Source organism: Sphingobium sp. TomTYG65 (assembly GCF_055395525.1).
On the sequence record NZ_AP027330.1, the window covers coordinates 300,102 to 322,237 of the forward strand.

The following is a 22,136-nucleotide window of genomic DNA, read 5'->3' on the forward strand; positions in this document are numbered from 1 at the left end:
ACTCCTGTGCTGTAGAGCGAACGCAGCCAGGGAGTTCAAGGGCAGGCCGTGACCGCAGAGCGCCGTTATCATCAGGACAGCAATGCCGCGCTTTGCGTGCTGGAGGATATCACCCTCCTCTACCATCGCGCGTCGGGGCAGACGCATATGGTCATCAGCCCGGTTCCGGAGATATTGGATGCGCTGGGCGATAACCCTGCAACCGCGGCAGAGCTGCATACGCGGTTGGAGCAGCGCTTTGATCTGGGGGAGCCGGAGCAGGCTATAAGGGAGATTGAGGAGCATCTGGCCGGGCTGACCGCGCTTGGGATGGTGTGGCGGGCGTGAGGCATCAGCTTTCCCTGAAAATCGGTCCTGCGTCCTTTCGTATCGGATCGGCTTGGCGGCAGCCGGTTGAGCAACTGGCGCGGCTCTATGCAAACTATCCTTCCGCAGATAGCGAGGTGGCCGATTTTACGGTGCGTCTGGAGCCTACCAGCCCGCTGCGGCGGTGGGTGAGGCCTTCAATCTTCATCACCGGCGACCATGGTCTTGCTGACGCGGCGCCGATGAGCCTGGCCCACGGCCTGCTGGCGGCGGAGATGGGCATGAACCTGCAGATGGCGCTCGGATGGCGGCGGCATCTTCTGTTGCATGCTTCGAGCGTGGAGAAGGACGGGCGCGCACTGGTGATGACCGGCGAATCGGGGTCGGGCAAGTCGACGCTGGCAGCGCAGTTGGGCGAGCGGGGCTGGCGGTTGATGGGGGACGAGTTCGCCCTGCTGGACCTTGTCACCGGCGCGGTATTTCCTTTCCCCCGCCTGATCTCGCTGAAGAATGGCGCGATCAGCGTGATCGCGGGAGAGGCGTCGGACGAACGGATGGGGCCGTTGCTGGCGGGAACGGCGAAGGGCGACATTCGGCATCTGGTGCCGCGAGGAGATGCGGTGGCGCGGATGCGGGATGGGGCGAAGCCTGCACTGCTGCTGTTTCCTCGCTTCGGCCATGGGGCGGACGTGCGGCCGGTGGGTCAGGGCGAAGTCTTCATGCGGCTGACCCAGGCGTCCACCAATTATGTGGCGCTGGGGGAGGCAGGTTTCGGCGCGCTGACCCGCTTCGTGCAGGATGTTCCGGCACGGGCGATCGACTTTCCTTCTGGCGAGGCGGCAATTGCGCTGGTCGAACGGCTTTGGGAAGAGCTGGCGTGAGCGGGGCTGCGCTGGTGCGTGTTCTGCGGCAGCCTGGAACGGTGGCCGAGCTGGATGCGGCGGGGTGGAACGCCCTGATCGCGGCTGCGCGGGCGGAGCGGTTGATCGGGACGCTGGCGTTGCGGGTGCAGGATGTGCAGGCGCCCCAAGCGGTCGCGCCGATATTGGCGGATGCGCGGCTGGATGCGGAGCGGGAGGCGCGGCAGGCGCTTTGGGAGGCCGATCGGGCGGCCGAGGCGCTGGGCGGGCCGGTGCTGCTGCTGAAGGGCACAGCCTATGTCGCGGCGGGACTGTCGGCGGGTGAGGGGCGGTTCATCGGTGACCTGGATATACTGACACCGCGCGAAACACTGAATGAAGTAGCGGATAGATTGATTGCGGCGGGTTGGGAGTGGGTGAAGGAGGACGCCTATGACGACGCCTATTACCGGCAATGGATGCATGAACTGCCGCCGATGATCCATCGAGAGCGGGACCGGATGATCGATGTGCATCATACCATCCTGCCGATGACGGCGCGGCAGAGGCCGGATGCCGCGGCGATGCTGGCCGACGCCGTTTCGATAACGGAGCGGTTATCGATGTTGTCGCCGGAGGACATGGTCTGTCATTCGGTGGCGCATCTGCTCGCCGACGGGGACATGGCCGGAGGTTTGCGCAACCTGTGGGATATTCATTGTCTGCTGGGAAAGGCGGACCTGCAGCGGCTCGCGGAGCGGGCTGAGCGGCATGGGATCGGCCGCCATGTTGCACAGGCTCGGCGGTTGGCGGCGGCGGTTTATGGGGACCGGCGGGGCGAGCGGCTCAGCTTATGGGACCGGGCGGTGATGTGGCGCTTGATGGCGCGCGATGGTTGGGGGCGTGAGACGCGCAAGCTGCTGCGCTTTGCTTTTTATGTGCGGTCGCATTGGCTGCGCATGCCGCCGATGATGTTGGCGCGGCACCTGTTCACCAAATGGCGCAAGGGGCACCGGCCGGTTTAGATTGCCCCGGTCCTTTAGACGGAGTTGTTGAAGCTGCCCTTCGACAAGCTCAGGACGAACGGGAGTCTTTCAGCCGGCCAGATGGAGCAAGATGTCCTGAAGGTTGGTCAGCGCGGAAAAGGGCGTGGGCGGCGCTGTCGGCTCGGTGCGCGGAGAGATGGTCATGCCCATCCACATCACATCATGCCACTGGCCGAATTTGAAGCCGACTTCCCGATAGACGCCGACTTCGCGCATGCCGATCGCGCTGTGGATGGCGACGCTCGACTGGTTGGGCAGGGTTATGCCTGCGAATAGCGCATGATAACCCTGATGTCGCAGCAGCGCGATCAGGGCGTCATAGAGGCTGCGGCCGATGCCGCGGCGGTGATGATCGAGCGCGAGATAGACAGATATGTCCGCCGACCAACTATAGGCGGCGCGGCCACTATGCGGGCCAGCATAGGCATATCCGGCAGGTTGCCCGTCCACCTCGGCAACGAGCCAGGGATAGTTGGGCAGGCAATTTGCTATCCGGCCGCCAAACTCTTCAGCGGTGGGCGGTACGGCCTCGAAGGAGATGACGGTGTCCGAGACATAGGGAGCGTAGATCGCGGCCAATGCGGCGCCATCCTCCACCACGGCCTTGCGTAACGTCAGCATCGCATCTTGCCCCCCCGTTCCGGATCAGCGTTTCAATATATCGAGCGCCATCAGGGCCATGGCTTCGCTGGCGGTCGCGATGACTTTGTCGGCTTCCGGCGCCCAGAAGGGGCTGTGGAGCGAGGGAAGCGTCAGTTGGCCGGCGGCGGCCTTCGCCATCTGGTCTGCGGGGACGCCGCCGACCCAGAAGATGAAGCTGTTGATGCCCTTGTCGGCCCGATAGTAGCGGCCGAAATCTTCGCCGCCCATGGAGGGTTTGGCTTCTACGACGCGGCCTTCGGGGAAATGGGATTTGAGCAGGGACGCCATCTGATTGGCGAAGGCGGGCGGGTTGTAGGCGGCGGGGGTGAATTCGTCCTTTACCGACACGATCGGCATGCGGTTTTCGGGCACGCCTGCGGCAATCGCTTCGCCGCGCGCGATGCGTTCGATCCCGCGCAGGAGGCGGTCGCGCGTTTCGTCCGAATAGCTGCGGACGGTGAGCAGCAGCTTCGCCTCGTCAGGGATGATATTATGCTTGGCCCCGCCCACGAAGCTGCCGACGGTGACCACAGCGGGATCGAGAGGGTCCTGTTCCCGGCTGACCAGCGTTTGCAGCGCGCCGACGATGCGCGCACCCAGCACGATGGGGTCCTTGGCCGTTTGCGGATAAGCGCCATGGCCGCCCGTGCCGCGCACCACTATGTCGACGCTATCGACATTGGCGAGGGTATAGCCCGGCGTATAGCCGATCACGCCCGCTGGCAGATTGGCCGCGTCGTGGAAGGCAAGGGCGTGGGTCGGGTGCGGGAAGCGGGTGAACAGGCCGTCCTCCAGCATCAGGCGCGCGCCACGGCCGACTTCCTCGGCGGGTTGGAGGATCATGACTAGCGTGCCCTGCCACCGATCCTTCATCGAGGAGAGGAGGCGCGCGGTTTCGATGAAAGCGGTCATGTGCGTGTCATGGCCGCAGGCGTGCATGACGCCGGTCTCTATGCCCTCGGCCGTCTTCGTGCGGACCCTGGAAGCGAAGGGAAGGCCGGTCTGTTCGGTGACGGGAAGCCCGTCCATGTCCGCGCGGATGAGGAGGACGGGACCTTCGCCATTCTTCATGACGGCGACGACGCCGTTGCCGCCGACCTTTTCCGTAACATCGAACTTCATCGCCTTGAGACGGCGGGCGAGCTTGGCGGCGGTTGCGCTCTCCTGCTCCGACAGTTCGGGATTGGCATGAAGATCGCGGTAGAGCGTCATCAGGCCATCCATATCGCGGGCGATGGTGGCGGCGATCTCGCCGGATGGCGCAGGGGATGGGGCCGGAGCGGACGAGGTTCCGGTCTGCGCCGTGGCGGCAGACGAAAGGCTGGCGGCGGCCATGATGGCCCACAACGCATGACGCACTGGCAATTCTCCCTGTTATGCGGGGAGCATAGGGGGAATTTTCCGGCTGTTAAGGGGGTGATGGCGTTGGCGCGCGCGGCAGCTTCGACATGCTCAGCCCGAACGGAGGTTGGGGAGCAGCCAGTTGCATGCGCTGCATGAAAAAAGCGTCCGCCCCGTGCAGGACGAACGCTTTTCCCTGATCGCTATGGGAGGGATCAGAAGTGGAAGATCACGCCAGCGGTCGGACGGAAGCTGTCGAAATCGTAAGTTTCGGTCTGGAAGCGCAGGCGGATGCCGCTGTTGCCGGTAACGCCGCCCAGGCCAATGTCCTTGGGGCCGACTTCAACGCCCAGGCCATACATCCAGTCGGCGCGGTCGGGCCAGCCCTGCTTGCCCTTGACCCACTGATAGCCCGCCGAGGCGAAGATCATACCGCTTTCACCAGCACGCGCGCCGAAGCGGCCCTTAACGCCATATTCCCAATCGATGTCGGACCAACCCTTGGTCGCATTGCCTTCGACACCGACGAAGACTGGGCCGAGCGGCACGTTCACGCCTGCCACGCCGCTGAGGATCGCGCCGCTCATGATGGTTTCGCCGGGTACGCTGCCGAATTCGGAACGGCGATCGAAGCTGTGCCAGCCGCCAAGGACGCCGACATAGGGTTCGATGCCGAAGGCGGGGGTGCCGTCAGGGGCGGTTTCTTCCTGCGCGTGGGCGAGCGAGGGCAGCGCCGCGAGCATCGCGGCTGCGAAAATATATTTCTTCATGTGAGGCGACTCCCTTGAGCCTTGTTCAAATCGCTGGAGGGAAACGGAGCCACAGGCGATAGTTTCCGCCCAACAAAACAAAAGCTTCCGGGCGTGGCATATTTGCCACTTTGTTTATTGCGCGGTCCAGCCGCCGTCGATGCTCATATTGGCGCCCGTAATATTGGCCGCAGCGTCGCTGCACAGGAACAATGCCATGGCGGCGACTTGATCGACTGTGACAAATTGTTTCGTTGGCTGACCGGCGAGCAGCACATCATTCATGACCTGCTCCCGCGTCATGTTGCGCGCCTTCATCGTGTCGGGAATCTGGTTTTCGACGAGCGGCGTCCAGACATAGCCAGGCGAGATGCAGTTGGCGGTGATGCCGAAGGTCGCGAGTTCCAGCGCCAGCGTCTTGGTGAAGCCTGCCAAGCCATGCTTGGCGGTGACATAGGCGCTCTTGAAGGGCGAGGCGGTCAGCGAATGGGCGCTGGCGGTCTGGATGATGCGGCCCCATTTTTTCGACTTCATATAGGGCACGGCGAGGCGCGATGTGTGGAAGGCGCTCGTCAGGTTGAGCGCGATGATGAGGTCCCATTTGTCGACCGGGAAATCTTCGACCGGGGCGACATGCTGCATGCCCGCATTGTTGATGAGGATATCGACGCCGCCAAATGTGTCGGCGGCTTCCTTCATCATCGCCTCGATCTCGGCGGCTTTGGTAAGGTCATGGCCGCTGTAGAGGGCCTTCGCGCCGCTCGCCTGCTCCAGCGCCTGACGTTCCTGCTCGATCGCCTGCGCGTCGCCAAAGCCGTTGATGACGACGTTCGCGCCCTCGGCCGCCAGCGTCTTCGCATAGGCAAGGCCGATGCCGGAGGTGGAGCCCGTGATGAGGGCGGTCTTTCCAGCGAGGGACTTGCTCATGCGTTTTTCTCCTTGAGATGATCGGGCGCGTCGAGGTCGAAGGTAGCGCTTTTGCCGTTCATGATGTTGCGGGCGATAAGGTCGCCCTTGTGCATCACTTCCTCCACCGCGTCGCGGCCCTGGCTCCAGTGATCGAGCATGGTGGAGCGGGAAAATTCGAAATCGCGCGCGCCGCTTTCCCAGGCGCGGCTGCGGTAGATGAGGTGGACGATGTTGATCGAGCCGCGATCCAGATATTGGCGCAGGCGCTGGGCGTCGGGATCATCCTTGAGGTCGGGCGGCAGCTTGTCGAGCAGGGCCTTGATCGCCTTATGCTCCCGGCGCAGGCGCAGATATTGATCGGGCACCTGACGCGTGCGGCTGGAATATTGAATGTCCTTGGCGCGCGAATAGACGTCCGTCATCTGGCGCGGTTTGGGACCTTCGGCGGGGAAGAGATCGACCTGGAAGACGAGCATGTCCTCTGTCTGATGTTCCAGCACATGGGCAAGCGGCGTGTTGGAGACGAGGCCGCCGTCCCAATAGCAGCGGCCGTCAATTTCGATCGGCGGAAGGCCCGGCGGCAGCGCGCCCGAAGCCATGATATGGCGCGCGTCGATGCGGGTACGGCCATGGGGGCCGCGCGTGTCCCAATAAGCGAAATTGCCGCTTTCCACATCCACCGCGCCGACCGAGAGGCGTACCGGGCCATCGTTCAGCAGGTCCCAATCGACACAGGCGTTCAGCGTGTCCTTCAGCGGGGCGCTGTCATAGAAACTGATCGCGCCCGATGTGCCCTCCGGCATCATCATGGACGGCCAGAGGCGCGGGCGGAACATGCCCGGAACGCCGAAGGTCGCGACCGCGCCAGCCGCCATCAGATGGGCGGCTTCGCGGATATGATCGATTTCGGGCAGGACGATATTGGGAAGCCCGCCCGAAACCGTGAGCCAGAATTTCTTGAGGCGGCCGAGGCGGCGGTGCGGCGGGTTGCCCGCGATGATCGCGGCATTGACCGCGCCGATCGAAATGCCTGCGACCCAGCTGACGTCGATGCCCAGCTCGTCGAGGCGCTGATACACGCCCGCCTGAAAGGAACCGAGCGCGCCGCCGCCCTGGAGCAGCAAGGCAACTTCGCTTGGCAGGGGAAGGGGCGTGCCCGCGCGCCGGGGAAGGGTGGGATCGATATCGGCCATGTCGCAGTGCAATATAACGATGTGTCGGCAGGGCTCAACTTAATGTGCTGTAACAATCGGATGAAGCGAGGCAACCAATGCCATATCGCAACCGTTCCAACCCTCCCGCTTATGCGGTAGGCAGGGGAGGAAAGCGAGGGCGCCATGCGGTTGGACGACGAACGGGAAAGCTCCAATTTCGAAGTGCAGGATGGCCGCGGTGGCGGTTTCGGCGGCGGGCTGGGCATGCTGCTGCCCTTCATCGGGAGCCGTTTCGGCTGCGGCGGCATCGTCGTGGCGCTGATCATACTGGCGGTGATGGGCGTCAATCCGCTGAGCCTCATCGGAGGCGGCGGCGGGCCGCAGCAGAATGTCGAGGTCAGTCGCGATCCCCAGAAGCTGAGCGATATCCAGCATTGGTCGCTCAAGGTACTCGGCTCGACCGAGCGGGTGTGGGGGCAGGTTTTCCAGCAGGCGGGGCAGCAATATCAGCCCACCGTCCTGTCCTTCTATTCGCAGGCAGGCGCTTCAGGCTGTGGCGCGGCACAGAGCGCGATGGGGCCGTTTTACTGCCCCCTCGACAAGAAGGTGTATCTGGACACCGATTTCTTCACTGAACTGCGCCAGCGGTTCGGTGCGCCGGGCGACTTCGCGCAGGCTTATGTGATCGCGCATGAAGTTGGCCATCATGTGCAGGATCTGGAGGGCACGCTGGGCCAGGTGCAGCAGCGTCAGCGGAGCGTTGGCGAGGAAGAGGGCAATGCGCTGCAGGTTCGCGTGGAACTGCAGGCGGATTGCTATGCGGGCGTGTGGGCCAAGCGCACCGGCCTCATGGAAGCGGGCGACCTGGAGGAAGGCATGACCGCTGCGCAGGCGATCGGTGACGATACGCTGCAGAAGGCGGCCGGGCGTCGCCCTGTGCCCGAAAGCTTCACCCATGGATCAAGCGAACAGCGCATGACCTGGCTGCGCAAGGGGTTGGCGAGCGGCGATCCGGCGCAATGCGATACCTTCGCTGCGGCGCGTTGAGGGCCTAGGCGATCAGGACGGTACGGTGTCGGAGGTCGTTTCTACGGCGCCCTCGCCGGTTGCGCCTTCGGCGGGCGCGGGAACGCCCGGAAGACCGCTGCCGGGCGCAAGGAAGGGCTTGCCGGCATCGGGCATGGGCTGGCCAAAGGCGGCAGCGTCCGGCTCAGCAGCGGCAGGTGCGGCGATCGGCGCGGGCGGCGCGACCATGGGGGTCTGCGCCATTGGGGCGACAGCGGGCAGCGGAGCCGCCGTTGGCTGCACCTGCGGCGCGGGTGCGACGCTTTGTGCGACAAGTACGATGATCGGCGCGGCGATCAGGGTGATTGCGGCGAAAGCCTTGTAGAGCATGCAGGCGCATCCTGAAGAATGATGCGCCTTTCATAGCCTTGGCTGGTAAATAAAATGCTGCGGCCGATCAGTTGTGATCGAGCTTGTTCAGCAGTTCCAGCATATCGTCGGGCAGGCTGTCCCGCCCCGCGCGAAAGGTCGATCGCAGAGCATTCCCAACACCTTCATAGGGTTGAGGCAGGCCGACGGTCAGGTAGCTGCGATGAGTGCCCTCCCGCCCTTCCGTCGATCGATTGACCGATTTGCGCTGCATTTCCATGTTCGTACAACGGGCGGAGCAGGGAAAAGTTTCTGGCCTTCATCGCAGCCAAGAGCGATAGCGCCGATATGACAGGAGAGATTGTGGTGACGGATTGGACCGGGACGGCGGCGCGGATACGGGCGCATTCGCCGTTCCTGGCAAGGCAGATGGACCGTTTTCCGGCGGTGACGGATTTGCTGTCGAGCGGCGATTTCGACGCGGCCTTGGCCGCTGCGCAGGCGATCGCCGGGCCGGACGATGGCGTCGCGAAGTCGTTGCGGCGGCGCAAGGGCGCGCTGGCGCTGGTAACGGCGGCGGCGGACCTGTCGGGCGTATGGGATCTTGACCGGGTCACACGGACATTGTCGGATTTCGCGGATCGGGCCCTGGAAGAGGCGATCGCCGCCGCTTTCGCCGAACGCTATCCAGAAGCCGAGGCGAAGGGGTTCGTGGTGCTGGCGCTGGGCAAGCATGGCAGCCGGGAGCTGAATTATTCGTCCGATATCGACCCGATCCTGCTCTACGACCCAGCCACCCTGCCACATGGCGAGCGGGAAGACCCGGCCGATGCGGCGGTGCGGATCGGGCGGCGGGTCAGCGAACTGCTGAACGCGCGTGATGGCGACGGCTATGTGTTTCGCGTGGACTTGCGGCTGCGGCCCTCCCCCGAAGCGACGCCGATCGCGCTGCCGGTGGAGGCGGCGATCGGCTATTATGAATCGATGGCGCTGGGATGGGAGCAGGCGGCCTTCATCCGGGCCCGCCCGGCGGCGGGCGATCTGGCGCTAGGCGACTATTTCATGCAGCAGATCCGGCCATTCGTCTGGCGGCGTAGCCTGGATTTCGGTGCGATCGACGCCATCACGGATATTTCGCGCCGCATCCGCGACCATTATGCGCAGGGGCAGGCGTTCGGGCCGGGCTATGACCTGAAGCGGGGCCGGGGCGGCATCCGCGAGGTCGAATTTTTCGCGCAGGTGCACCAGTTGATCCATGGCGGACGCGATCCTGCGCTGCGATCAGGAAACACGCGTGAGGCGTTGCGGGCGCTGGCTGCGGCAGGGGTATTCGATCAGGATGCGGCGCGCAGGCTAGATGAAGCCTATGTGCTGTTCCGCACGATCGAGCATCGACTGCAGATGGTCGAGGACCGGCAGACGCATGAACTGCCCAAGACAGCCGAAGCGATGGACAATGTCGCGCGGCTGCATGGACTGGAAGACGGCACGGCGCTGCTTGACCTGTTGCGGCCGCATGTGGAGTGGGTCGGCAGCAATTATGATCAGCTGACCCCTGCGGAGAAGGACGAGTCCCTTCCGCATGATGAGGAAAGGCTGGCGGAGCAGCTTACCAAGATCGGTTTCGCCGATCCGCAAGCGCCGGTTGCGCGCATCGGCGGCTGGCGGACGGGCAAGATCAGGGCGCTGCGCAGCGCGGCATCGCGTGAGGCGCTGGAGGAATTGCTGCCCGGCTTGATGCGCACGCTCGCCGCGGCGCCTGATCCCGTGCGGGCGCTCAACCGGTTGGACGACCTGATCGGGCGGCTGCCCAGCGCGATCAACTTTTTCAAGCTGCTCGCGGCGCGGCCTGGACTGGCCGAATTGATGGTCGAATTGCTGAGCCACGCGCCGACCTTGGCCGATGCGCTGGGGCGGCGCGCGGAGCTGCTGGACGGGCTGATCGATACGTCAGCCTTCGACCCGCCGCCGCCGGTAGCGCAATTGGCGGAGCAGTTCGCGCTGCTGGAGAAAGGCGAGGATTATCAGGCGCTGCTCGACCGGGTGCGGCAGCGGGTGAACGACAGGCGTTTCGCTCTGGGTGCGCAGATCATTCGCGGCGGCGATCCGCTGGAGGCCGGGCGCGGCTATTCGCGGGTGGCCGAAGCGGCGATTGAGGCGCTGGCCAGCGCCACCATCGCCGAGTTCGAAGTAGCGCATGGCAAGGTGCCGGGTGGCGAGATGGTCATATTGGCGCTGGGGCGGCTGGGCGGCGGCGTGCTGACCCATGCGTCTGACCTGGACCTTGTCTATCTTTTTACCGGCGATTTCCTGACGGAGTCCGATGGGCCGAAGCCCTTGGGCGCGACGCAATATTTCAACCGTCTGGGGCAGCGGATCACCAACGCCCTGTCGGTGCAGACGGCGGCGGGGCCGCTTTATGAAGTGGATACGCGACTGCGGCCTTCGGGCGCGCAGGGCTTGCTGGCGGTCAGCCTGGATAGCTTCGCCAAATATCAGCGTGAGGAAGCCTGGACCTGGGAACATCTCGCGCTGACGCGGGCGCGGCCGGTTTTCGGTTCGGCCAAGGCGCGTGCAACGCTGAGCGCGATCCTGACCGAAACGCTGGAGCGGCCACGCGATTTCCCCGAGCTGGCGCGCCAAGCGGTGAAGATGCGCGGCGATATCGCCAAGCATAAGCCGCCTGCGAGCGAGCTGGATGTCAAGCTGGTGCCGGGTGGGCTCGTCGATCTGGAGTTCCTGATCCACGTGACCCAGTTCCAGCACAATATGGCGTTCAACCCCGATCTGCGCGCCGCGTTGGAGCAACTGGCGGCGGCAGGACATCTGCCGGGCGAACTGATCTCCGCGCATGACCTCATCACTCGGTTTCTGATCGTGTCGCGGCTGGTGTCGCCCAAATCGACAGAGCCGCCCGAAGCCACGCGGCAGGTGGTCGCGCGTGCCTGCGGCGTCGAAAGCTGGGACGCGCTGCTTGAAAGCTATGGCGAGGCCCGGCAAAGGGTTCGGGGTGCCTGGGTGGGGCTGGCCGCGCCCTATGTGGAGGACGATGATGCTGGAAGCCGGTGACAAGCTGCCCGAGGTGGCGTTGAAGGATGCCGATGGCGGCGATTTCACGTTGGCGCGCTATCGCGGCAAGCCGGTGGTCGTCTATTTCTATCCCAAGGCGGACACGCCCGGCTGCACCAATGAGGCGAAGGATTTCACCGAATTGGCGGGTGAGTTCGCTGCATCGGGCGTGCCGGTGGTCGGCGTTTCCAAGGACAAGCCCGCCAAGCTCAAGAAGTTCGCTGACAAATATGGTCTGTCGGTGACCCTGGCTTCGGACGAGCCGGGCGAAGCCTGCGAAGCCTTTGGCACCTGGGTCGAAAAGTCGCTCTATGGCCGCAAATATATGGGGATAGAGCGGGCGACCTTCCTGGCGGACGGGGATGGGAAGATCCGGCGCGTCTGGCCCAAGGTGAAGGTGAAGGGCCACGCAGCCGAAGTGCTGGAGGCTGCGAAGGCGCTTTGAGCCTGCCTGCGGAGATTGAAAGCGTAGGCGTGGCCTGCGCTCATGTGCTGAAGACGGCTGAGCCGCTGGCCAAGTTGATGGCTGCGCGCGCGGTGGCTCGCGCCTGGCGGCAGAGGCGGCTAGCGCATCGGTTCGATGTGGCCATGCCGGACCGGCCAGCGCGGCCCGAAGCGCCGCAACTGCTGCCACCGAACCAGATGCCCAAGCGCGGCAAGATCGGTTCAGAGCGGGCCCGCGTGGCCATGCTGCATGCGTTGGCGCATATCGAATTTGTGGCGATCGACTTGGCCTTCGATCTGATCGGGCGGTTCGGCGGGGAGTTTCCGCGGGAATTTACCGATGATTGGATGCGCGTGGGGGCGGAGGAGGCGATGCACTTCGCGCTGCTGGATCGTCGGCTAAGGCAGATGGGCAGCGGATATGGCGCGCTGCCCGCGCATGACGGGCTGTGGCAGGCGGCGAGCGAGACGGCGCATGATGCGATGGCGCGACTGGCGATCGTGCCGATGGTGCTGGAGGCTCGGGCGCTGGATATCACGCCAGCGACGATCGAGCGGTTCGAAGGAGCGGGTGACAAGCATTCCGGGCGGATGTTGCAGCGCATAATGACCGATGAGATTCGGCACGTTGCGGCAGGGACGACATGGTTTGGTCATGCGACCAAGCGAGCCGGACTGCACCCCGCAAATCATTACCAAATCCTTGTAAAACGCCATTTTCGGGGGGCTTTGAAACCTCCGTTCAACGACTCGGCGCGTCGGCAAGCCGGTTTAACGCTGGATTTTTACAGCGCGCTTGCACAATAAGGCGCGAGATGTCCTTTTGTTGATGCGGGTGGCGACTTCTGGTCGCAATTGGTCAACACGGGGAGCGCCGAGAGGCTTAATGCCTCCGGTGAAAAAGTCGGGGTCGGCATGTTGTTTCTTCGTTCAATGAATGCGCGTGGCGCGCGATGGTTCCAGTCTGCGTTTAAAATGGCCGGAGCAGTTGGTATGGCAGGCGCGCTTTGCGCCGCTGTTCCGGCTCAGGCCAAGAATGTCGAAGACGATCCTTATGGCGACGCTTCGGAAATCAACAGCAGCACGCTGGGTCCGGCAGACGTCGGCTTTTCCAACCTGTTTTCCAGCCTGCAGCGGCTGGATGGCGATGCGAAGGTCGCGAACAACATTCCTTCGGGCCGTCCCGTCCAGAAGCTTTCGCTGACATCTAATTTCGGCGTCCGTTCCGATCCGTTCAACGGCGGCGCGCGGATGCACAAGGGTATCGACATCCCCGGTCCGGTCGGCACGCCGATCTATGCGACCGCCGATGGCATCGTCAGCCGCGCGGGTTGGGCCAGCGGCTATGGCAATCTCGTCCAGATTTCGCACGGTGGCGGTCTTGAGACCCGCTATGGCCACATGTCGAAGCTGATCGCTGCGCCGAACAGCTATGTGCGTCGCGGCCAGCTGATCGGCCTGATGGGTTCGACCGGCCGTTCGACCGGCAGCCATCTTCATTATGAAGTGCGCGTCGATGGGCAGGCGATCAACCCGATCCCCTTCGTCGTTGGCCCCGATGTCCTGGTGGCGATGAACACGAAGCCGCCCGTCGCCATGGGTGGTCCCACCAAGGCGCAGGAAAAGGCTGCGGAATAATCCGCATCACATACACTGCATTGCAAAGGCTCGGCGCCGATGGGTTGCCGGGCCTTTTGCTTGATCCTATCTAGGCGCCATGGCTGATATTGACCTTACCTCCTCCGCGGCTGCGCGTGTCGCCACTATTGCCGCCAAGCAGGGCAAGCCTGCGATCCTGCGGCTGGCTGTCGAGGGCGGGGGCTGTTCCGGATTTCAGTATCGCTTCGGGCTTGCCGATGCTGTCGAGGCTGACGATGTGGCGGTGGAGCGTGACGGCGTGACGCTGGTGGTGGATGATGTCAGCCTGGACCTGGTGCGTGGCGCAGCGGTTGATTTCGTGTCCGACCTTGGCGGCTCCGCATTCAAGGTGACCAACCCCAATGCGACCGCCGGTTGCGGCTGCGGGTCCAGCTTTTCGATTTAATCTCCGACGCTCCCTTGTGGAAGGGCTGCACTTCTCTCTAGGGATGCGCGGGAGGAGAAACCGCCCATGCGCATCGCGACCTTCAACATCAACGGCATCAAGGCGCGATTGCCGCGTCTGCTGGAATGGCTGAACGAAACCCAGCCCGATGTCGCCTGCTTGCAGGAGATCAAGACCTCCGACGAAACCTTCCCCATCAAGGATATCGAGGACGTCGGCTATGGCGCGATCTGGCATGGGCAGAAGGGTTTCAACGGCGTCGCTATATTGGCGCGGGGTGAAACGCCGGTGGAGGTGCGTCGCGAGCTGGAGGGTGAGCCCGAAGACGAGCATAGCCGTTACATCGAAGCCGATGTGAAAGGGGTGCGCGTCGCCAGCATCTACCTGCCCAACGGCAATCCGCAGCCGGGGCCGAAATTCGACTATAAGCTGCGCTGGATGAAGCGGCTGCGCGACCGCGCGTCGGAGATCTGGGCGGAGGAAGTGCCCGCGATCCTGGCAGGCGACTATAATGTGATCCCGCGCGACCGGGACGTCTATTCCGTGAAGGCCATGGCTGACGATGCGCTGATGCAGCCGGAAAGCCGCGCTGCCTACCGGCGGCTGCTGGGCGACGGCTGGGCCGACGCGATCGCAAGCCGCCACCCTGCCGGCGGCGTGTGGACCTATTGGGATTATCAGATGAACGCCTGGCCGCGCGATGCGGGATTTCGCATCGACCATCTGCTGCTGAGCCCGGCTGCTGCCGACCGGCTGGTGGATGCGCAGGTGGACAAGGATTTTCGCGGCCGGGAAAAGGCGAGCGACCATGCGCCGACCTGGGTGGAGCTAAGCGAATAATTTTATCCGGGTCTTATTGACTCTATATTATCCGGGTAATATTCATCGCGTCGAAGGAGATTCGGCGTGACGCGGACATATACGGCCTTTTCAGGGGAACTGTGGATCGCCACCGGCGATGAGGATGAAGTGCGGGCCGCGCTGCGGGCGATGGGCGCCGATGCCCAAAATCTGCTGCTGTTCGATGATGCCACGGGCCGCCAGATTGACCTCGACCTGCGCGAACCTGCGCAGCGGGGGCGGGGTCGGCCCAAGATGGGCGTGCAGGCGCGGGAAGTCACGCTGTTGCCCCGCCATTGGGAATGGCTGGCCGCGCAGCCGGGCGGCGCGTCTTCCACGCTGCGGCGGCTGGTGGAGCAGGCGCGCAAGGCGTCTGAAGGGCAGGTCACACCCCGCGCCGCCATGGATGCGGCATATCATTTCTTGACGGTGATGGCGGGCGACCGACCGGGCTATGAAGCGGCCATCCGGGCGCTTTACGCCAAGGATCGGGCGGCGTTCGAGGCGCAGGCGGCCGACTGGCCCGCCGCTATTCGCGACCATGGGCTGGCGCTGGCGGGTCCCGCCTTCGGCTAGGCGAGATCAGGCGCGGGCAGCCTGGGCAACGCGGATGCCGGGGCGGGCGGAGGCGTCTGGCATTTCATGCGCCTGCCATCCCGCAGCATCCCTGCGATATTCGACATGATGGCCGCGCTGAAAGCTGGCGCCATCCCAGACGACGACCTGCAGCTCGATCCGGTCGTTACGGTGGACATGGAGCCAGTTGAAGCTTTGCGGCTCCGCATTGCGCAGGCGTGTTGAGGTGGCCGTGCCTGCCTGGATCACCAGCGCGCCGCCGGCATCCGCCACCATCTTGTGCGCGGCTTCGGCATAGGTGCGATGGAAATGGCCAGCCAGAGCGATGTGGATGCCCGCGTCAGTAGCGGCTTCGACAGCATCGTCATGGCGGCCGACCGCCTCGCTCAACTCGCCGCCCTTGCCGATGGGCATGGAAAAAAGCGGGTGGTGGGTTACGAGGATACGGGTCTTGCTTGGGGCCACCGGCGCGAACCTTTCCCGCAGCAGCCGCATCTGGTCATGATTGATGCGGCCGTCCTTGATGGTCAGCGAGCGCGCGGTGTTGAGGCCGAGGATGGCGACTTCCGCGTCTTCGTACCAAGGGCAGAGGTCGTTGCTGATATAGCGTTTATAGCGTCGCAGCGGCGCGGCGAACCGGCGCATGACGTCATAGAGCGGCACATCATGATTGCCCGGAATGACGAGCAGACGCATGCCTGCCGCACGGAGTCGGTTGAGCCAGGCGGAGGCTGCGCGGAACTGTTCGACCCGCGCGCGTTGGGTGAAGTCGCCGCTGATGATGACGAGGTCTGGCTGACTTCGTTGCAGCCAGGCTTCGGTGGCTGAGACAATCTTTGGATCATTAGCGCCGAAATGGACGTCGGATAGGTGAGCAATGCGAGCCATGGCTTTCCAACGACCGCAACGCCCGATTTGTTGCGGGCAGGAGCCGATGAAGCGCTGGCGTGTTGTTGGGGCATGGAAACGAACTCCCTGCCCCGCGAAGCGGCGCTGATCGTCAATGTTCACAGCCGCAAGGGCGAGGCGTTATTCGCCCAGGCCAAGGAAAAGCTGGAGCAAGCCGGGGTGCGGTTGATCGCCGCTCATGCGGTGCATGATCCGGATCGGCTGCAGGACGCGGTGCGCGAGGCGGTGGCGAGTGGGGCCCCCATGGTGATCGTCGGTGGTGGCGATGGATCGCTGTCCGGTACGGTTGATGAACTGGTAGGGAAAAAGTGCGTGTTCGGGGTCCTGCCGCTCGGCACGGCGAACAGCTTTGCCCGCACGCTCGGCATTCCGCTGGACCTGGATGGTGCGGTGAAGGTGATCGCCAGCGGGCGGCGGCAGCGGATCGACTTGGGCATGATCGACCATGATTATTTCGTCAACGCAGCGTCGCTCGGGCTGTCGCCGATGATCGGCAGGACGGTCCCGCACAAGCTGAAACGCTATCTGGGGCGGGTCGGCTATCTCATCTGGGCGGTCAAATGTTCGGTCGGGTTCCGCGCCTTTCAACTGATGATCGATGATGGACGGACGCAGCGGCGCATGTGGTCCACCGAAGTGCGGATATTGAACGGCTCCTATCATGGCGGCGTCGAACTGTCAGAACGGGCAGACGTCCAGAGCGGCGAGCTGGTGATTCAGGCGGTGGTGGGACGGAGCCATGCGCGGCTCGCCTGGGATTGGTATGCGAAATTTTTCAAGCTGCGCGACCGGGATGCGCAGACGGAGGAGTTTCGCGGCCGGTCTTTCCGGATCGAGACACGGCCCCGGCAGCGGATTTCGATTGACGGCGAAGTGCTGGCCAGGACGCCGGTCACCGCTGCGGTCGCGGCGGGAGCGATTGATGTGGCTGTGCCTGAGTGATGCGATTCGTCATCCCAGCGAACGCTGGGATCTGTCGCGATCCGGCCGGAGATCCCAGCGTTCGCTGGGATGACGAAGAATGGGGGGCGTCAAAGGTCCTTTTCGTAAATTTGATAGACCTTGTTCACCTTGCTATCGATGGCGTCGGCGATCGCGTTCATGCCCTGATTATCGTCCAGCACCCAGCCGATCTCGCCCCGCGTGGCGCCATAATGGGTGGTCGCGCTGCGGCGGATATATTCGATCATCATGAAGGCGAGCTGGCTGGCGAGACGGGACGCCTGAAGGCGCTGGACCACGCCCATCAGCGGCACGCGCATCGTGCGCACCTGGGGCTTGCGCAGCCACCAGAGCAGCTTTGCCCAGCCGAAGGGGAAGAGGGAGCCGTTAAGCGGGCCGGTCGCTTCGTTGAGGTCGGGCAGCGTCATCATGAAGGCGACCGGCTCGCCTTCCAGCTCCGCGATCATGATCAGGTCTTCGAACACCAGCGGCTTCAGCTTCTTGCCGATGAAGGCGATCTCCGCATCCGTGATCGGCACGAAACCCCAATTCTTGCCCCAGGCGTCATTGAGGATGTGGAGGATGATCGCTGCTTCCTCGTCGAATTTCGACTTGTCGACCTTGCGCACGGTGATGCGATCGCTCTTCTCGCCCGACGAGACGATGCGTTGGATCAGCGGCGGGAACGGCTTGGTGATGTCCAGTTCATAGGTTTTGAGCTGCTTGACCGGCTGATAGCCTGATCCTTCGACCATCGCCTGATAAGTGGGGCTGTTGTGACCCATCATCACCGTGGGGGGATGGTCATGCCCTTCGATCAGCAGGCCGGGCTCTTCCCAGATGGAAAGGGAAATCGGGCCCAGGACCCGGGTCATGCCTTTGGCGCGCAGCCAGGCTTCGGCCGCGGCGATCAGCGCCTTGCCCGTGTCATCGTCTTCCGCTTCGAACAGGCCGAAATTGCCGGTGCCCGGTCCCATCCCCTGTTCTGCGGGCTGGGCGAGCGCCAGATGATCGATATGTGCGGAAACCCGGCCGACGACGCGGCCGTCCCGGCGCGCCAGGAAATATTGCGCCTCTGCATGGCCGAAGAAGGGGTTCTTGCCCGGGGTGATGAGGCCGTAAACCTCATCCTTCAGCGGCGGCACCCAATTGGGATCATTGGCGTAGAGCCGCCAGGGAAGCTCGACAAAGGCCTTGCGGTCGGCCTTGGAAGAGACGGGGGTGATTACCAGATCGGAATGAGCCACGGGCACAGCTTTCGCTAAAGGACCGCAGCAGTTCGGCGCTTGTTTCGCGATTGTCAATCCGGACCTCGTCGGATGGCGCGACCAAGGCGGAACTGTCATGTCGCTGCCACGATTTCAGCGCAATTGCGGTATAGGAGCGCCTGCATGACTGTGCATGATCCCATCATTGCGGGCGCAGCAGCCAAGCGCCTCGCGATTCCCGACGACACGGCGATGCTGCGCGCGGCCGCGGAATTGGCGCGCGAATATGCGGTGGCGAACCCGAAGATCTATTGGCCGGACATGCTCGCGTCGGCGCTGTTGGGCTATGCGGCGCTGGCGGGCGCTATCCTGATCGACAATGTGGCGCTGGCGGTCGCCTGTGGGGTGGTCGCCATGCTGGCGCTTTATCGCGCGGCGAGCTTCATCCATGAGCTGACCCATATCCGTAAGGATGCGCTGCCAGGCTTCCGGCTCGGCTGGAACCTGATCGTGGGCATTCCGCTCATGATCCCGTCCTTCATGTATGAGGATGTGCATACGCAGCATCATGCGCGTACGCGCTATGGCACCGTCAATGATCCGGAATATCTGCCTCTGGCGTTGATGAAGCCCTGGTCGCTGCCGTTGTTCATCCTGGTCGCGACGCTTGCGCCGGTGGGGCTTATCCTGCGCTATGGTGTGCTGACGCCCCTCAGCCTGATTGTCCCGGCGCTACGGCGGAAAGTGGTGGCCGAGTTTTCCGCCCTGTCGATCAATCCTGCCTATCGCCGCCGGTCGCCCGAAGGGGCTTTCCGCCGCCAGTGGCTGTGGCAGGAAGCGGGCGCTTGTCTGTTCGCGCTGATGCTGGTGGGCAGCGTGTTTGTCTGGGGATGGAAGCCGCTGCTGGTTTACGTGGCGGTGCATTCGGCGATGACCGTCATCAACCAGCTGCGCACGCTGGTCGCGCACCTCTGGGAAAATGAGGGCGAGGCGATGACGGTGACCGCGCAATATCTGGACTCGGTGAACGTGCCGCCGCCTTCCCCTCTTGCGGCGATCTGGGCCCCCGTCGGCCTGCGCTATCACGCGCTGCACCATCTTCTGCCGAGCGTGCCTTATCATGCGCTGGGCAAGGCGCATGTTCGCCTTGTCGCCGCCCTTGGCGAAGAGTCGCCTTATCATCGCGGGAATTACACCGGCATGTGGCCGCTGGTGGGGAAGATCGCGCGGAGCACCATGGTCCGGCGGTGAGCTGATCTTCCTCCGTCATCCCAGCGAACGCTGGGATCTCAGGTGAGGCCGCGGAACGTCTGAGGCCCCGGCTTTCGCTGGGGTGACGGTGAGTTTCTGGAGCTTATTCTTCCGTCCGGAACAGGACCGTTTCGCCTACCAGCAGGAACAGGAAGAAGGGCGCCCAGGCGGCCAGGATCGGCGGGTAGGCGCCCAGATTGCCCATGGCGAGCGAGAAATTGTCGGCGACGAAATAGGCAAAGCCGAGCGCCATGCCCAACACCGCCCTGACGAACAGCTGACCAGATCGCGCCAGGCCGAAGGCGGCGACGGAGCCCAGGATCGGCATCAGCAGCGCGGAGAGCGGCCCGGACAATTTGTGCCAAAGGCTGCCTTCCAGCTCCGCGGTCGGGCGGCCCGCGTCGCGCAGGTCGCTGATGGCGGCGCGCAACTCGTTGAACGTCATTGCATCTGGGTCGACCTTCGCCAGAGTGAACTGGTCCGGGCGGATAGCGTGGCCGAAACGAACGGTGCCGACCTGCCGCTCTGTCCCGCGCGCGACGTCGAACTGGCGGGCATTCTCCAGCACCCAGCTTTTCGTCGCCGCGTCATAATGGCCCCTGGGCGCCTGAACGATGGTCGTCAGGCTGTTGTTGACCCGATTGAATATCTCGACCTTGCGCAGCTGTACGGCAGTGCCACGGCCCGCGACGATGGCGGCAGTGACCAGATTATTGCCGTCGCGCACCCATGGATTGGCCTTGATGCCGCTGTTGGGCGGCACGGGGCCATATTCAACCGCCTGCCATGCGCTGAGCGCGGCGGTCGAGCGGGCGACGACGCGCTCGTTGAAGGCATAGCTGACGATCGCGACCCCTAGCGCTGCGGCGATGAGCGGTGCCAATATCTGGTGCGCGGACAGCCCCGCCGCCTTCATCGAGATGATCTCGCTATTCTGGTTGAGGCTGGCCAGCATGATGAGCGTGCCGAGCAGCACGGAGAAGGGGAGGAAACGCGCGACGATCTGCGGCACGCGAAGGCCGACATAATGCCAGAGCTGCGCGTCGCCATTGCCCGCATAGGCCAGAATGTCGCCAGATTCGCCCAGCAGGTCGAGCGTCTGAAGCACCACGACGAGCAGCGCCAGCACGGCGAAGGTCCGTGTCAGGAACAAACGCGCCATGTACCAGCTGATCTGGCGCGAGGGGAAGAAGTCGAACTGCATGGGGTCAGGCTGCTCCTTGCGCCACGGCGTTGCGCTTCCTGCCGAAGCGCAGCAGTTTCGCGATCTGCTTGCCGAGCTTGGCGAAGGCATATTCCAGCGCGCCGATCGGCTGCCCGCCGGGCCGATGCGCGACGACATGATACATCCAGAAGATCAGCGCAGCGGTCAGCAGGAATGGCCCCCAGAGCGCGATGATCGGATCGACCTTGCCCAGCGCGCCGACGCCTTGGCCATATTCGTTGATCTTGTGATAGGTCACGATGAAGACGATCGAGAGAAAGACGCCGAGCGCGGAGGTGGACCGTTTGGGCGGGATGGCGAAGGCCAGCGCGGCCAGCGGCAACAGCAGCATCATCGCCACTTCGACCATGCGGAAATGGAAATTGGCGCGGATTTCGTTGCGTAGCTTTTCGGGTGTGCCGGGGTCATGGCCGATCACCGCCAATTCCGGGATCGTCTTCTCCCGATCGACATTGCGGCCACGGAAGCGCTCAATCTGTGGCAAGTCGATGGGAAGGTCGTGGCTGGAGAAGGAAAGGATGCGCGGCGATTTATATTTGGGAGCATCGTTCACCAGCACGCCGTCGCGCAGGCGGAAGATGATGGTGTCTGGGTCGTCCGTTGCGAGGAAGCTGCCCTGCGCCGCCGTGACCGCTACCGTCTGCCCATCCTTGCCCACGGCGCGCACGAAGATACCCTGAAGGTTGCGGCCTTCTTCCAGGCTGCGTTCAATCCGCAGCGTCATGCGTTTGCCCAGGCTGGTGAACTCGCCGACCTTGATAGATGCGCCGAGCGCGCCTGACCGCAGTTCGAAGCGAAGCGCTTCATAGGCGTGGCGGGACAGCGGCTGGACGAAGCCGACGATGCCGAAATTGAGCAGCGCCAGCGCGATGGCGTACATGTAGGGCACGCGCAGCAGACGGCCGTAGGACAGGCCGACGGCCCTCATGACGTCCAGTTCAGACGAGAGGGCGAGCTTGCGGAAGGCGAGCAATATGCCCAGCATCAGCCCGATCGGGATGCCGAGCGAAAGATATTCCGGCATCATGTTGGCGAGCATGCGCCACACGACGCTGACGGGGCCGCCCTCCGCCGCGACGAAGTCGAACAGGCTGAGCATCTTGTCGAGCACCAGCAGCATCGCGGAAATGACCAGCGTGCCTAGCATCGGCAGCGCAATCAGGCGGGCGAGATATCGGTCGGTGGCGGTCAGCATTCTCTATGTGGTCGTCCCATCACCATGATTTGGCCGCAAACCCCGCCCATAGCAGAATCACGGAAATGAAGTT

The 22,136-nt window shown here is 63.8% G+C and carries 24 protein-coding genes; 13 read left to right on the forward strand and 11 right to left on the reverse strand.

The window, feature by feature from the left end:
* The first annotated feature begins 48 nt into the window (after positions 1-48).
* The 3 genes from ACZ5Y5_RS01585 to ACZ5Y5_RS01595 are packed head-to-tail and all read left to right on the forward strand — an operon-like array spanning position 49 to position 2,170.
* Complete coding sequence (locus ACZ5Y5_RS01585; protein WP_464809469.1) at positions 49-327, forward strand: HPr-rel-A system PqqD family peptide chaperone; 279 nt, start codon at positions 49-51, stop codon at positions 325-327.
* A complete protein-coding gene (locus ACZ5Y5_RS01590) occupies positions 324-1,187 on the forward strand; it encodes an HprK-related kinase A (RefSeq protein ID WP_464809470.1) in 864 nt (287 codons plus the stop codon). The genes ACZ5Y5_RS01585 and ACZ5Y5_RS01590 overlap by 4 nt, the downstream gene beginning before the upstream one ends.
* Entirely contained in the window at positions 1,184-2,170 is a 987-nt protein-coding gene (locus ACZ5Y5_RS01595; protein WP_464809471.1) for a nucleotidyltransferase domain-containing protein, read from the forward strand. Before ACZ5Y5_RS01590 ends, ACZ5Y5_RS01595 begins: the two co-directional genes overlap by 4 nt.
* Positions 2,171-2,239: 69 nt before the next feature.
* Here ACZ5Y5_RS01595 and ACZ5Y5_RS01600 read toward each other — a convergent pair whose 3' ends face one another.
* The 5 genes from ACZ5Y5_RS01600 to ACZ5Y5_RS01620 form a co-directional block, all read right to left on the reverse strand.
* A complete protein-coding gene (locus tag ACZ5Y5_RS01600) occupies positions 2,240-2,812 on the reverse strand; it encodes an arsinothricin resistance N-acetyltransferase ArsN1 family B (RefSeq protein ID WP_464809472.1) in 573 nt (190 codons plus the stop codon).
* A 24-nt stretch (positions 2,813-2,836) separates the two neighbouring features.
* Entirely contained in the window at positions 2,837-4,192 is a 1,356-nt protein-coding gene (locus tag ACZ5Y5_RS01605; RefSeq protein ID WP_464809473.1) for an amidohydrolase, read from the reverse strand.
* A gap of 197 nt (positions 4,193-4,389) precedes the next feature.
* Positions 4,390-4,944, reverse strand: coding sequence for an opacity protein (locus ACZ5Y5_RS01610; RefSeq protein ID WP_464809474.1), 555 nt, complete (start codon positions 4,942-4,944; stop codon positions 4,390-4,392).
* Between the two features lie 114 nt (positions 4,945-5,058).
* Positions 5,059-5,850, reverse strand: a complete 792-nt coding sequence (locus tag ACZ5Y5_RS01615) for a 3-hydroxybutyrate dehydrogenase (protein ID WP_464809475.1) — start codon at positions 5,848-5,850, stop codon at positions 5,059-5,061.
* On the reverse strand, positions 5,847-7,025 hold the full coding sequence (locus tag ACZ5Y5_RS01620) for a patatin-like phospholipase family protein (protein WP_464809476.1): 1,179 nt from the start codon (positions 7,023-7,025) through the stop codon (positions 5,847-5,849). Before ACZ5Y5_RS01620 ends, ACZ5Y5_RS01615 begins: the two co-directional genes overlap by 4 nt.
* Before the next feature lie 144 nt (positions 7,026-7,169).
* Here ACZ5Y5_RS01620 and ypfJ point away from each other — a divergent pair, with 144 nt between their 5' ends.
* Positions 7,170-8,033: a KPN_02809 family neutral zinc metallopeptidase gene (ypfJ, locus tag ACZ5Y5_RS01625; RefSeq protein ID WP_464809477.1), complete on the forward strand. Its 864-nt coding sequence runs from the start codon at positions 7,170-7,172 to the stop codon at positions 8,031-8,033.
* Between the two features lie 12 nt (positions 8,034-8,045).
* Here ypfJ and ACZ5Y5_RS01630 read toward each other — a convergent pair whose 3' ends face one another.
* Positions 8,046-8,381 (reverse strand): hypothetical protein, encoded by a 336-nt coding sequence (locus ACZ5Y5_RS01630; RefSeq protein WP_464809478.1) that lies wholly within the window; start codon positions 8,379-8,381, stop codon positions 8,046-8,048.
* A gap of 67 nt (positions 8,382-8,448) precedes the next feature.
* Positions 8,449-8,634, reverse strand: a complete 186-nt coding sequence (locus ACZ5Y5_RS01635) for a hypothetical protein (protein ID WP_464809479.1) — start codon at positions 8,632-8,634, stop codon at positions 8,449-8,451.
* 74 nt (positions 8,635-8,708) lie between these two features.
* On the opposite strand from ACZ5Y5_RS01635, the gene ACZ5Y5_RS01640 reads away from it, so the two are divergent.
* From ACZ5Y5_RS01640 to ACZ5Y5_RS01670, 7 genes are all read left to right on the forward strand, one after another.
* On the forward strand, positions 8,709-11,429 hold the full coding sequence (locus ACZ5Y5_RS01640; protein WP_464809480.1) for a bifunctional [glutamine synthetase] adenylyltransferase/[glutamine synthetase]-adenylyl-L-tyrosine phosphorylase: 2,721 nt from the start codon (positions 8,709-8,711) through the stop codon (positions 11,427-11,429).
* Positions 11,413-11,874: a thioredoxin-dependent thiol peroxidase gene (bcp, locus tag ACZ5Y5_RS01645; protein WP_464809481.1), complete on the forward strand. Its 462-nt coding sequence runs from the start codon at positions 11,413-11,415 to the stop codon at positions 11,872-11,874. The genes ACZ5Y5_RS01640 and bcp overlap by 17 nt, the downstream gene beginning before the upstream one ends.
* Complete coding sequence (locus ACZ5Y5_RS01650; protein ID WP_464809482.1) at positions 11,871-12,680, forward strand: ferritin-like domain-containing protein; 810 nt, start codon at positions 11,871-11,873, stop codon at positions 12,678-12,680. Before bcp ends, ACZ5Y5_RS01650 begins: the two co-directional genes overlap by 4 nt.
* A 108-nt stretch (positions 12,681-12,788) precedes the next feature.
* Positions 12,789-13,511, forward strand: coding sequence for a M23 family metallopeptidase (locus ACZ5Y5_RS01655; protein ID WP_464809483.1), 723 nt, complete (start codon positions 12,789-12,791; stop codon positions 13,509-13,511).
* 79 nt (positions 13,512-13,590) lie between these two features.
* The gene (gene erpA, locus ACZ5Y5_RS01660) at positions 13,591-13,917 is read left to right on the forward strand and encodes an iron-sulfur cluster insertion protein ErpA (RefSeq protein ID WP_464809484.1); all 327 of its coding nucleotides are present in this window, start codon (positions 13,591-13,593) and stop codon (positions 13,915-13,917) included.
* 66 nt (positions 13,918-13,983) lie between these two features.
* Positions 13,984-14,757 (forward strand): exodeoxyribonuclease III, encoded by a 774-nt coding sequence (gene xth, locus ACZ5Y5_RS01665; RefSeq protein WP_464809485.1) that lies wholly within the window; start codon positions 13,984-13,986, stop codon positions 14,755-14,757.
* 66 nt (positions 14,758-14,823) lie between these two features.
* Entirely contained in the window at positions 14,824-15,333 is a 510-nt protein-coding gene (locus ACZ5Y5_RS01670) for a DUF2239 family protein (RefSeq protein WP_464809486.1), read from the forward strand.
* Between the two features lie 6 nt (positions 15,334-15,339).
* Here the strand turns inward: ACZ5Y5_RS01670 and ACZ5Y5_RS01675 are convergent, their stop codons facing one another.
* On the reverse strand, positions 15,340-16,221 hold the full coding sequence (locus ACZ5Y5_RS01675) for a metallophosphoesterase family protein (RefSeq protein WP_464809487.1): 882 nt from the start codon (positions 16,219-16,221) through the stop codon (positions 15,340-15,342).
* A gap of 72 nt (positions 16,222-16,293) precedes the next feature.
* On the opposite strand from ACZ5Y5_RS01675, the gene ACZ5Y5_RS01680 reads away from it, so the two are divergent.
* Positions 16,294-17,184 carry a diacylglycerol/lipid kinase family protein gene (locus tag ACZ5Y5_RS01680; protein ID WP_464809488.1) on the forward strand — a complete coding sequence of 297 codons (891 nt, stop codon included), beginning with the start codon at positions 16,294-16,296 and terminating at the stop codon, positions 17,182-17,184.
* 89 nt (positions 17,185-17,273) lie between these two features.
* On the opposite strand, the gene ACZ5Y5_RS01685 is transcribed toward ACZ5Y5_RS01680, so the two are convergent.
* On the reverse strand, positions 17,274-18,431 hold the full coding sequence (locus ACZ5Y5_RS01685; RefSeq protein ID WP_464809489.1) for a GNAT family N-acetyltransferase: 1,158 nt from the start codon (positions 18,429-18,431) through the stop codon (positions 17,274-17,276).
* Positions 18,432-18,575: 144 nt separating this feature from the next.
* Here ACZ5Y5_RS01685 and ACZ5Y5_RS01690 point away from each other — a divergent pair, with 144 nt between their 5' ends.
* Positions 18,576-19,643 (forward strand): fatty acid desaturase family protein, encoded by a 1,068-nt coding sequence (locus ACZ5Y5_RS01690; RefSeq protein ID WP_464809490.1) that lies wholly within the window; start codon positions 18,576-18,578, stop codon positions 19,641-19,643.
* Between the two features lie 103 nt (positions 19,644-19,746).
* On the opposite strand, the gene lptG is transcribed toward ACZ5Y5_RS01690, so the two are convergent.
* Entirely contained in the window at positions 19,747-20,847 is a 1,101-nt protein-coding gene (gene lptG, locus ACZ5Y5_RS01695) for an LPS export ABC transporter permease LptG (RefSeq protein WP_464809491.1), read from the reverse strand.
* Between the two features lie 4 nt (positions 20,848-20,851).
* Positions 20,852-22,063, reverse strand: coding sequence for an LPS export ABC transporter permease LptF (gene lptF / locus ACZ5Y5_RS01700; protein ID WP_464809492.1), 1,212 nt, complete (start codon positions 22,061-22,063; stop codon positions 20,852-20,854).
* Between the last annotated feature and the right edge of the window lie 73 nt (positions 22,064-22,136).